Source organism: Alteromonas sp. IB21, assembly GCF_016405965.1.
Taxonomy (GTDB): domain Bacteria; phylum Pseudomonadota; class Gammaproteobacteria; order Enterobacterales; family Alteromonadaceae; genus Alteromonas.
On record NZ_JAEFCD010000024.1, the window covers coordinates 63,271 to 74,987 of the forward strand.

The 11,717-nt window shown below is 44.0% G+C and carries 6 protein-coding genes and 5 pseudogenes; 8 read left to right on the forward strand and 3 right to left on the reverse strand.

Annotated features, from left to right (window positions below):
- Positions 1-48 precede the first annotated feature (48 nt).
- Complete coding sequence (locus tag JC525_RS15380) at positions 49-1,725, forward strand: acyl-CoA dehydrogenase family protein (protein ID WP_198816613.1); 1,677 nt, start codon at positions 49-51, stop codon at positions 1,723-1,725.
- A gap of 207 nt (positions 1,726-1,932) precedes the next feature.
- Here the strand turns inward: JC525_RS15380 and JC525_RS20250 are convergent.
- A pseudogene (locus JC525_RS20250) lies at positions 1,933-3,290 on the reverse strand (IS1182 family transposase); the annotation flags it as partial.
- 40 nt (positions 3,291-3,330) lie between these two features.
- Between JC525_RS20250 and JC525_RS15395 the strand changes: the two are divergent.
- From JC525_RS15395 to JC525_RS15410, 4 genes and pseudogenes are all read left to right on the forward strand, one after another.
- Positions 3,331-4,344, forward strand: a pseudogene (locus JC525_RS15395) (transposase).
- A gap of 319 nt (positions 4,345-4,663) precedes the next feature.
- The gene (locus JC525_RS15400) at positions 4,664-5,686 is read left to right on the forward strand and encodes a hypothetical protein (protein WP_198816616.1); all 1,023 of its coding nucleotides are present in this window, start codon (positions 4,664-4,666) and stop codon (positions 5,684-5,686) included.
- Between the two features lie 514 nt (positions 5,687-6,200).
- Positions 6,201-6,572: pseudogene (locus tag JC525_RS15405) on the forward strand (GGDEF domain-containing protein); the annotation flags it as partial.
- An 89-nt stretch (positions 6,573-6,661) separates the two neighbouring features.
- A pseudogene (locus tag JC525_RS15410) lies at positions 6,662-7,750 on the forward strand (alpha-hydroxy acid oxidase); the annotation flags it as partial.
- Between the two features lie 56 nt (positions 7,751-7,806).
- Here JC525_RS15410 and JC525_RS15415 read toward each other — a convergent pair.
- Positions 7,807-9,111, reverse strand: coding sequence for a tetratricopeptide repeat protein (locus JC525_RS15415; protein WP_198816618.1), 1,305 nt, complete (start codon positions 9,109-9,111; stop codon positions 7,807-7,809).
- Between the two features lie 114 nt (positions 9,112-9,225).
- Between JC525_RS15415 and JC525_RS15420 the strand changes: the two genes are divergently transcribed.
- Positions 9,226-9,651: a hypothetical protein gene (locus JC525_RS15420; RefSeq protein ID WP_198816619.1), complete on the forward strand. Its 426-nt coding sequence runs from the start codon at positions 9,226-9,228 to the stop codon at positions 9,649-9,651.
- A 259-nt stretch (positions 9,652-9,910) separates the two neighbouring features.
- Here the strand turns inward: JC525_RS15420 and JC525_RS15425 are convergent.
- A pseudogene (locus JC525_RS15425) lies at positions 9,911-10,222 on the reverse strand (transposase); the annotation flags it as partial.
- Between the two features lie 457 nt (positions 10,223-10,679).
- Here JC525_RS15425 and JC525_RS15430 point away from each other — a divergent pair.
- The gene (locus tag JC525_RS15430; protein WP_198816620.1) at positions 10,680-10,958 is read left to right on the forward strand and encodes a hypothetical protein; all 279 of its coding nucleotides are present in this window, start codon (positions 10,680-10,682) and stop codon (positions 10,956-10,958) included.
- Between the two features lie 130 nt (positions 10,959-11,088).
- Positions 11,089-11,418, forward strand: coding sequence for a hypothetical protein (locus JC525_RS15435; RefSeq protein ID WP_198816621.1), 330 nt, complete (start codon positions 11,089-11,091; stop codon positions 11,416-11,418).
- The last annotated feature ends 299 nt before the right edge of the window (positions 11,419-11,717 follow it).

The following is an 11,717-nucleotide window of genomic DNA, read 5'->3' on the forward strand; positions in this document are numbered from 1 at the left end:
TAAAAGCGCAAAAAAGATGCACCCTTTCTATTCATAAGTGGAAATGCCATGACCCCATCAGATCGATTTGTGACGCACGTTGTAGAAAACCAACCCACCATTCCCGCCCCCTACAATTTGTGGCGCAATGATGCGTTGTTACGTCTATTGGTAAACCACCATTTACCTTCATCACACCAGCATGACGAAGGTTTATTAGATCAATATGGTCAACTTGCGGGTGATACACTTATGGGTCACGGGGAGCTCGCTAATAAGAACAAGCCAACGCTTCATACATTCGATCGTTATGGCCGCCGCACAGATAATGTAGAGTTTCACCCGAGCTATCACGCACTAATGGAAAGAGCGATGCAGCACAATGTTCACAACTATTCGTGGACGCACGAGGGAGTTGAAGGAGCCCATACTGTTCGCGCAGCGCTGATGTATATGCATTATCAAGCTGAGTCTGGTACGTCTTGTCCGCTAACCATGACCCACGCGGCAATCCCAGCAATGCGTTATGGAGCAAACTTACCGCCCTACTACCTAGATAAAACCACTAACGGCGTTTACGACCCTCGTTCTCTTCCCGCTAGTCAGAAACACGGGCTCACCATAGGCATGGGCATGACCGAGAAACAAGGCGGGTCGGATGTGAGGCGAAACACCACTACTGCAGTAAAACAGGCTGATGGCAGTTACCACATTGTAGGGCATAAGTTCTTTTTCTCAGCCCCCATGTGCGACGCTCATCTTATACTTGCACAAGCCGAAAGTGGACTAAGCTGCTTTTTACTACCAAGAATGCTTGAAAACGGTGAACTTAATAACGTACGCATTCAGCGTTTGAAAGACAAGCTAGGCGACTGGAGCAATGCATCATCTGAAGTTGAATTCCAGGAAGCCACCGCATATTTGATTGGAGAAGAAGGCCGCGGCGTGCCAGTTATCATAGATATGGTGTCGCTTACCCGATTAGACTGCATGATTGGTTCATCGGCCCTTATGCGCCAATCAATGGTTCACGCATTACATCACGTGAGTCATCGCGACGCCTTCGGCAAAACGTTAGTCAAACAGCCTTTAATGCAAAACGTTCTGGCAGACCTTACCATTGAATGCGCAGCCGCCACCGCACTTACTATGCGCGTTGCCAAGGCGGTGGATAGTGCATTGCGTAGCAACCATGAAGCCGCATTGGCAAGGCTTGCCACGGCAATTGGAAAATACTGGATTTGTAAGCGCACGCCTATGTTTGTAAACGAAGCCCAAGAATGTTTAGGCGGCATTGGGTACGTTGAAGAAAATCCTATGCCCCGTTACTATCGTCAGGCCCCGCTTAACTCTATTTGGGAAGGCAGTGGAAACGTGCAATGCTTAGATGTGCTGCGCGCTCTTGCCAAAGAGCCCAATGTTAAAGAGGCCTTAGTTAACGAGCTTAAAACCCAAACTGGCAAAAATAAGCACTACGATATTCATCTTAGTAAATTATTTGAAGAGCTATCAAATACTCAGAATATGGAAATGCGAAGCCGCTATCTAACAGAGCAGATGGCGATAGCACTGCAAGCTTGTTCTCTTCTTGCTACGTCACTTGATAACGACAACACCTTTATCGATATTGCCCACACGTTCTGTGAGTCGAGGCTTGGCCATGGAAGTGGTTTTGCTTTTGGCACATTACCCGACACCACACCGTTTGAAAAAATTATTGCGCTTGGGCGAGTTTCATATGGTTGAGCAGCATCGTAGAATTTCAGTTCAGATGGTAATAAATGAAACTAATTTTGTTCCTTTTAACTCTGCGTGCCGCGAGAACACTGAGTTTAAACGACCATTTTGTACGCAGACCGTGTGAAAACTCATATTTATGGTTGCTGTTTTTAAATTGAATAATACAGAAATTCTAAGTCCACTATAGTTTTTGAATGAGTGTTTCCACAACTCTCACGTCTTCATTGCAGATATGAGACCGCTAACGCCCATGATATTCATCATTCTTTTGAAGTTGTATGCCAAGACCTGCAAACTTACCTCTGTTTTTACATGTTTTAATGTTCTTGTCAGTAGTTGTTGCGTTCCTGCCCATTGCTTTATTGTGCCAAAGGGATGCTCGACGGATCGATGCCTCAATATCATTGCGTTTGGCATGTTTTTATAAGCTTGTGCCACGCGTTCAACATGCTCCTCATCATCGAGTCTTCGGATCCGTCTTACTGCTGGTGATGTTGTGCACCGCGATTTCATAGTACAACCTTTGCAGGTCATGACCGACATGTAAGCGCGTAGCGGTTTGCCTTTGTCAGTTGAAACAAAGCTAAACGGGATATCTTTGCCAGCAGGACATTCATAGACGTCTTTTTCTTTGTTATAGACAAAGTCTTCTTTGGTAAACAGTCCTTTTTTTCGATTAGCCGAAGTACGGATCTTCGGAACAATTGCAGTAACGCCTGCCTGATGAACAGTCTTAAAGCTCGTGCTATCGTCATAACCTCTATCAGCAAGAATGGTAATGTCTTGTTTACCTAACGCTTGTTGCACATGCTAGCTCATCGGGACAAGCTGGTGTCTGTCACTTGGGTTATTAGTCACGTAATGGGCAAGTATCAAGTGATGTTTGGTGTCGACAGCCGCTTGAATATTATAGCCAACTAATACGCCTTTATGCTTTAGTGCCATTCGCCTGCTGTCGGGGTCGGTATAGGAGATTTGTTTGTCGGGTAAGGTTTCCAATTCTTGCTGTATTGTTTTCTCGCTTACCAGACGCGCTTGCAGTTTAGCGAGCTTGCCTTTCAATTTTTCTGCGTCTTCAGTGCGGGACTGGCGGTCTGCTCTATCGAGCTCCATAAGATAATTGGCAATATCTTTTTCGGTTGTTTCGATACACGTCTTTATCAAACCACGTGAGTAGTTCTTAGCGATATTGTTAACCGCTTTGAACTTAGTGCCGTCAATAGCCACGATGGCATCCGTAAACATATTGAGTTCACGGCATATCAACACAAAGCGCTTACAGACTTGTTGTATCGCGTTGCCGTTGTCACGTCTGAAATCAGCAATCGTTTTAAAGTCTGGGGTAAGACGCTCAACCAGCCACATCAACTCGACATTACGCTGCGTTTCTTTTTCTAAACGTCTGCTTGATTGAATGCGATTAAGATAGACATAAAGGTAAATCTTGAGCATGGTTGCCGGAGAATAGCTTGGCCTACCTGTTTTGGCTGGTTGGCAACGTGCAAAACCCAAGTCAGATAAATCTAATGAATTGATAAAACTGCACGAATCGGATTATCTTCCATCATCCATCGAGCAGGTTACTTGAAAAAGCAAGCCAAGACCGGGGCAGTGACTTATATCCAAAGATTTGGTAGTGCACTGAATCTCAATATCCACTTCGACATACTATTTCTAGAAGGCGTCGTCAAAAAAGAGCGAGGTCAAACCAAATTCAAACGTGTCAAAGCCCCTAGCCATAGCGATATGGAGCGGGTAGTCAACACCTTCAGCCATCGCATCGCACAATATCTGGAAAAAGCAGGACAGATCCAACGTGACATGGACAACACCTTTCTAAACTTGCCGATTGATGATGAAGATAGTTTATTGCCATTACAGGCCGCATCGGTTAGTTATCGTATCGCTGTGGGTCCAGATGCAGGAAAAAAAGTGTTCAGTCTACAAGCCGTTCCAGCCAAAGATTCGGAAAACTTTGGTCAACTCGCAAAGATAGCTGGATTTAGCTTACATGCAGGGGTTTTTGCTGATACCCACCAATCTGATAAACTCGAACGCCTTTGCTGATACATCGCAAGGCCAGCGGTGAGTGAAAAACGCTTAAGTCTAACCTCCACAGGCAACGTCAGATATGAACTCAAGACGCCATATACAGATGGTACCACTCACGTTTACTTTTCGCCGATTGACTTCATAGGCAAACTTGCTGCACTTGTGCCACCACCTAGACTCAATCTTACTCGTTTTTACGGGGTATTTGCCCCCAATGCCAATGTACGTGCAGAGGTCACGGCTTCTCAGCGAGGAAAGAACAGCCCTCGGTTAGCAGAACATCTGAAAGATTCAGATAAACCCTACCACGCCCGCAGTATGTCGTGGGCTCAGCGGTTAAAGCGAGTATTCAACATTGATATTACCATTTGCGAAGCGTGTGAGAGCAACAATGTCAAAATAGTCGCTTGTATTACACAGCCTACTATCATCAACAAGATATTGATGCACTTAGATAAAAACGGCTCTCCTATTACTGCCAACACATGCAGAGCACCACCGTTAGATGAAGTACTAGAACCACCGTCATTTGAAGACTTTGTCATTCAGCGAAATTTCGATTTTGGGGCTTAAAAGTCCTACCGCAAAATAGAGCTTGAGCATTAACTTGTTGAGGCACCATCTTTCACATTTCACGAACAATTATTCAGTACCAATGGCCTGCGAACTCAACTATGTGGCGGACAATTAGTTCATCACTTCATTACCAAACTTCAATCTGAGTACGCGAAACAAGTCTTTAATTCAGCTGGTATAAAGGGTAGTAAATAGCGTTTGTTCTTCTTATACTCTATGTTTCTGAAAGTATGATGAAAAAGTAATGGTGATTAGTTTTATTTATTTTTATACTAAGCGCGATTTGAATAAATTTGTAGTAAACAAGGAAGTAGATATGCAACGTAGTACCGCAGCCGTCTCCCTATTGACACTGTTCAGTTATTTTCCATCTTTTGCCCAGGCCAGTACAGAGTCAGATTTCATGTTTGCTGATAAAGCCGTGTATGTGCCAGAAGAGCAAATTGTCGTTACGTTAAAAGCTAATTTGCCGGAAATTGCTGCAAATGCGTGGATAGGCGTGATTCCTGCTGGTATAGAACATGGTAGTGAAGCGACTAACGATAAGCATGATTTGCAATATCGTTATGTTCGTGATCAGAAAGAACAGGTGCTATTTTTTAACGCGCCGGAAAACGACGGTATTTACACGCTGCGCTTTAATGACAGCGATAATAATGGAACAGAAATTGATTTTCTGACATTTGAGGTTAACCGCCAGTCGTGGATTGAACAAAGCAGAGTACAAACTGATAAACGAATTTATCATCCCAATGAACCTGTTGTTGTGACGTTTCGTGTGCCTGGTAATTTTATCGACAAAGGCTGGCTTGGACTGATTCCCAGCAATATTGAGCATGGGCTCTCCAGTAAAAATGATCAGCATGATATGGCGTACAAATATACCGGCAAGGAAAAATCCGGTACTTATACTTTTGCCGCTCCCTACAAAACCGGTGACTATGACTTCAGACTAAATGATCAGACTGGTAGTCGGGGTATTGAGGTGGCGAGTGTCAGCTTTTCGGTTTCTGTTAAACCCTGGTTGGAGAAGATTCACTTTAAAACGGATAAAGCTGTATATTCTCCCGGCGAAGCCATCTCCATCTCCTACTCGGTGCCTGATACCGTTAATGATTCTGCCTATTTTGCAATTGTGCCATCAGATGTAGCGCATATTGATGAGCGCACCGTTGATAACCATGATGTCAGTTATAAGAAAATCGACGGCAAGTATCAGCACACACTGCAGATGTCTGCACCGTCAAAGCCCGGCACTTATGATGTGAGGTTTCAGGATAACGATAGCAACGGCTATGAACTGGGCTACGTTTCTTTTTCTGTCAGAGCAATTGAATAGTCTGTCGTTAAGAAAGCACAAGTAGAATTAATGCTATGTACTAACCTTTGTGACCGCTGAAATATTTGGGTATTGGGCTTCTGACTTCATTGCTTGGGCCAGAATCCCGCGATACCTACCATATTAATACAAAGAATAAGCTTTAAAATCGTTGGAGTTTAGATGGATAACCAGTCGTTCTCGACATCCAGAACAACAACCAGGCGTACAGCACGCAGCTCGTCTTATCCTGCACGACATCACGCATTTAGGCCACATGTGGCAGTCACCTGCGAGTTCTGAAGCAATATCAGTTTGAATATGCACATTTGTTTGGGGCGGTTTGGCCAGCCACTGTCGACACCAAAGCGTTCATTTCGCTCTGATGTGCCGTTGGCTCTTTTATACCATTAATCCGTCTGGATAAGTGCTCAGTCAGCGCGATATTTCAAGCCATCTGACAAAGAAGTCACTTGCCGGTTTGGTGGCGCCAAATCAAAAGTGACTGATGTCGCCTTGAAGCGATGAAGGCGACTTTGTGCTCAAAAATATGGCAAACTTACTCACTCAAATGGTTCGAAAAGAAGACATTGTGTGTCGTATAGGAGGCGAAGAGTTTTTGATTATTTTGCCAGAAACAGATATTCAAAATGCCCAAATCGTTGCTCGTAAACTAAACCATCAAGTAAAAGCGGAAAATTGGTTTTTTGCTGGGCAATCTTTAGGCAGGATCACAATTTCAATTGGCATCTCTGGGTTTGGTCTAAATGGTAAGGAACCAGATAGCATTTTTAAAGCTGCAGATATCGCTCTCTATGCGGCTAAGAATAATGGTCGGGATCAATTCAAAACAGCTACTTCATTGATGTCCGAGAAAGTTCTCGACTTGAAAGTGAAAGATTCTTAATTACTCAGAACTAACCTTTTTTTGTTACCACAAAAAGTTAACAAAACCCCCACAACTTCCATGACTTTCGTAAGCTAGCACAAAAGCGCCTACCTGGGCCCATTTTCAATTACATTGATGGCGGTGCTGACGACGAAGTTACGCTACGCCGCAATTCGGCCGCGTTTAATACCTGCGACCTTATTCCCCGTGTATTAACGGGCGTTAAAGATATTGATTTAAGTGTGGAAGTGATGGGGCAGAAGCTTGCGCTGCCAGTTTATTGTTCACCCACCGCGTTGCAGCGCCTATTTCACCATGATGGAGAGCGTGCGGTTGCGGCGGCAGCTGAAAAGTTCGGCACTATGTTCGGGGTCTCTTCAATAGGCACGGTTAGCATGGAAGAAATTGCTCAGCAGGTGACCGTACCTCAAGCCTATCAATTTTATTTTCATAAAGATCGTGGTTTGAATCGCGCCATGATGGAACGCGCCAAGGCCAGTAACATTCAAGTGATGATGCTCACCGTAGACTCGATTACTGGCGGTAACCGAGAGCGTGATTTGCGCACCGGTTTCACCATTCCTTTTCGCCTTAATTTAAAAGGGTTGTGGGAGTTTGCCACGCGCCCAATGTGGGGCATTAACTACCTAACGCACGAAAAATTCTCACTGCCACAGCTCGACGCCCACATCAAAATGGAAGGCGGCGCCAGTTCCATTAGTGAATATTTCAGTAATTTGCTCGACCCGTCAATGAACTGGCATGATGTAGAAGAAATGGTCAAATACTGGGATGGGCAATTTTGCTTGAAAGGCATCATGAGTGTGGAAGATGCTCAGCGTGCGGCGGATATTGGTTGTACTGGAATTATCATCTCTAATCACGGTGGGCGTCAGCTCGACGGTTCACGCAGTTCGTTCGATCATTTAGCCGAAATCGTTGATGCCGTCGGTGAGCGTATTGATGTGTTATTCGACAGCGGCGTGCAGCGTGGCACACACGTGCTAAAAGCTTTGGCGCTAGGTGCAAAAGCGGTTGGTGTCGGGCGCTATTATTTATACCCACTGGCCGCGGCAGGGCAAGCGGGAGTTGAACGCGCTCTAGGCTTGATGAAAACCGAACTAGAGCGCGATATGCGTTTAATGGGCTGTAAAAATGTCAGCGAGCTAATCCGTAAACATGTGCGTTTTAGGTAGCTATGTCTAGATAGCTGTATTTAGGAAGCAACGTAACCCACATACGTCAGCGTGCCTTAATTCCTACAAACGCTCGCGCTTGCATTACTGCCTGCCATTGTACAATGGGCATAACGGTATTTTTCACGGGTTTGTGCTGATATTTGTGCCGCGCTTGGCATCGCTTTCATGCTCGGCGATGAAGAAGACGAGGACGCAGTAGGCATTGTGCTACCGTATGCCTCTTTCCATCGCTGGCTGGCCGCACCTGCAGTGTTAGTGCCGCCACCGAACGTTCCTTCGAGACCAGTTCCTCTGGCAGACATTTCGGCATTGGTTGCGCTTTTAACTGGCCCAGACGAAAACCACGTTGCCAGAACATATAGGTCCTGAGTGTTCACCTGCCCCATTGCGCCCGCATTACTGGCTGCCATTACGGCTCTTTGGGCATGTTCGGTGGAACGTAATTGATGAATAGCAATTGAGACTGCCTCGCCGTAGCGTCCCTGAGATAGAGGGGCGCTGATCATGGCGTCGTTTTTAGCCTTTTGTTCCTCATAAGCAATCATTTTTTGGGAATACTCTCGCCATTCTTTCGCGTGCGGGCAGGCTTTTTCGTAACCCAAATCACATGATTTTTGCATATAGTGCGCCGTTAGCCGGTGTTCATTAATTTCCCAGTAAATACGCCCCACATTGAAACAACTAATATTACCAGAGTGGGTATCACAGCTCAGTTTGGAATAAATTAACGCTTTTTCGGCATCAAATCCCGGCGATTCTGGTTTTGCGTAGAAGATTTCCGCTTTATGGCAGCCGAGTGGATCGTTGTATTTACGACACGTAAATTCGCCAAACCAAGCCGCTTCTTTGCTATCAATCAAATCAGGAAACTTACCTTCTTTACCATCGTGAGCCCGATAGAGTCCCCAAAAGCACGCGTTCTCGTTTCCTATATAGCAGGCGTTTTTAGCGACGAGCATTCCTTTAGCTGGGTTATAGACAGCAGATTTTTCGCTAGCTCGATAATAAAACGCATTGTCACAGCCTTCCTTTATTCCTAGCGCACAGGCCTTTTCAAAGTTTACCGTCGCCAGTTCCAAATCGGCCGAAAGGTTGCCTGCGCCACCTTTCGCAATCATTGCCGCGTTCATACAGCTGTTGGATAAACCCATTTGGCATGCTTTACTAAAAAGTGAAACGGCCTTTTTGATATCCTTTGGTACTCCAGCGCCGTCGTAATAATCTAACGCCGCGTTAAAACACGCATCCGAACTTCCTTTTGCACAGGCTTGTTCGTTCATTGTGGTTTGCGCTTGAGCATTGAAATGAACGACAAGAGTTATGAATAAGAGAAATAGCATTTCTTTACATGGTTTCATACAAACTCCTTATTAATTTTTATCTATACTAGGAAGTGGCGGTCTATTGCGCAATACATATTTACACGCTTTTAAAACATAATAGAGGCCTTATTAAATGAGGAGTTGACGTTGGTGTTATTTAAGACATGGCTACTGCAGGGCATTTTTCACAGTGCGCCGGGGTACATCCAAATTGAAGGAGACATGGTTTCATTAACGCTAGTTGACACTGGCACTTTCGGTAAGCGCAAGCTTAACGCGCTACTCAAACGTAACGATGTATTCGAAAGTCTGACTAATGATGAAACGATAGAAGTGTTTCAGGTTTCTCGTAAAGCTGCCCGTTACCAATCTCCTTGGTATATGCTCAGTGGAGGTGGCGTGGTTTCGTTTTCTGGCAAACAGTACAAGCTGTCATTTATGCAACCGCAAAACACCAAATTTCCTTACCAGCGTTTAGGTATTATTCGCGAATCTGATTTTACTGATTTTAAAGATGGGCGAGAGTTTGGTAAACGCTTCCGATTATTTATGGATGGCCAAGATAATCCTTGGTAATCAAGGTAAATATAGTAAGTTGTACGCGTTGTAGTGCGCCTAGAGCCGTGACCGGCTCTGACGTTAGTGGTATTGCCGCCAGTAGATGAGGTGTGCTTATTTACCCGTTTATTGGTTACCACGCCGGTATAGCAATGCTTTACGCCGTGCTTGAGCTCAAGGTAATTTTGACGCAACACAACCGTAATGACTGTGGCAAAAATAACGGCAAAAATACCAAATATGTAAAATGGCACACTGCTCATTTGTGAGCTGGATAAAACGGCAGTGTAAGACGCTCAACCAGCCACAACAACTCGACATTACGCTGCGTTTCTTTTTCTAAACGTCTGCTTGATTGAATGCGATTAAGATAGACATAAAGGTAAATCTTGAGCATGGTTGCCGGAGAATAGCTTGGCCTACCTGTTTTGGCTGGTTGGCAACGTGCAAAACCCAAGTCAGATAAATCTAATGAATTGATAAACATATCGACTGCACGAATCGGATTATCTTCATGGATGTAGTCATCTAAAACTTCGGGGAACAGCGTGCTTTGTGTTCGGCTTTGGCCTTTGATAAATCTCGACATGTGATTGAAACCTATCAATTTTTTGATAGTTTTATTGTACCAATTCAGATATCAATTGAGGACCGATACTTAAGACCGATTGATCATATAAAAAGTCTGCTTAGACCAAAAGGTGATCAATAGTTTTCACACAGCCTGTACGTAAAGCGGAAGTTGGCCACTTATTACTTGATGGAGCCAATGAGCTAATTTTTGCCCAAAACATTGTCATTGTTGAGAATTAGGTGCCTGTCTAGGTATACGGTTGTAGTTGCCTGTCCCCTATATCCAGAAAAATACCCCAATAGCGCGTTTTTGTCCTCAACGTAATTAGCCCTTATTAAGCGTATCCCCTCTACTCTTTGACTTACAGTAAACTCTGAATGATGGCACTATGGATAAAAACGAGCACATGCTCTGAAGAAAAACGCTCAATGTGCGCACTATTGAATTGTTTTACACAAGGAGGGACCCCAACGTGTCAGAAGAAAATATCAAAAAAGTTGTAAAGCGATACAAACTGCGTTCATCATGTTGGCTGTTTGTTTTTCTAATTATTGCGATGTTAGCCAACTGGGCACTAATAGATTCCAATATTCGTAACCACTCAGAGCTTGGCCTTAAATACTATTCAAGTGACACTGGCTTTATTTGGGGTGCTATCATTGTTGGCTTAAATGTAGTTTTGCAGTTATTTTTCTACTCTCTAGAAAAAATCCTGCTCATTTTGCAGCAAGAAAGCAGTTCTTCGAATTAAGTTGTGTATAACAAAAAAATCAAGTTCGCCCGCTACGCGGGATGGGGCGCAAACACACAGGGCGGCTTCTCCATTATGCCCTACCTGCCTGCGCCTCTTATTTAAAAGGTAGCAATCAATCGGTGATTTCATGGACAGTTTTTATTTTTGGATTTTTACTTTTTCAATCCTAATATTGCTAGCCGTTTTGCGATACATAAAACTTGGAAATTATGATCCTAATAAGGTACTCCAAGATTTAGGCGATAACATTTGCGTAAACTATTCGGCCATTGGTAGTAAGACTTTATCAAAGAGTTCTGTAGTGAAGATTCAATTAGCTGGCAACTGTATAAGTTTCTTCAATAAAAGTGATAATGCGCTAGATATTCATGTTCCAAGAAAAGTTTGGGCACACAACATTTTTATTAGGGCAAAAACAGTTGTTCCTCATGCAGAAGTTGTAGAAATTGGCTGCTAACAAACATCTTTTGGCGCTCACTGCGTTCGCTGGGACACAAAGTGGGGCGCTATTGACCGTCTGATCCTTGTCTTTTGTTGCCTGAAGAGGCAATTTAGCTTGGTATGTGTGCATATAATACCAATAGTCTTGGCTTAATATGTTTCTCCTAAAATCAGGTGTATACTATCGATCTAGTTATGAGAGGTATTTATGAATACAAAAATTGAAGTTTACGGTGTTAAAGCTGTTCAACGCCCCAAAATTCCAGCAAGAAAGAAACTTGACCTCTCTGGTGAGTTTGGGCAACAGATCGTGAA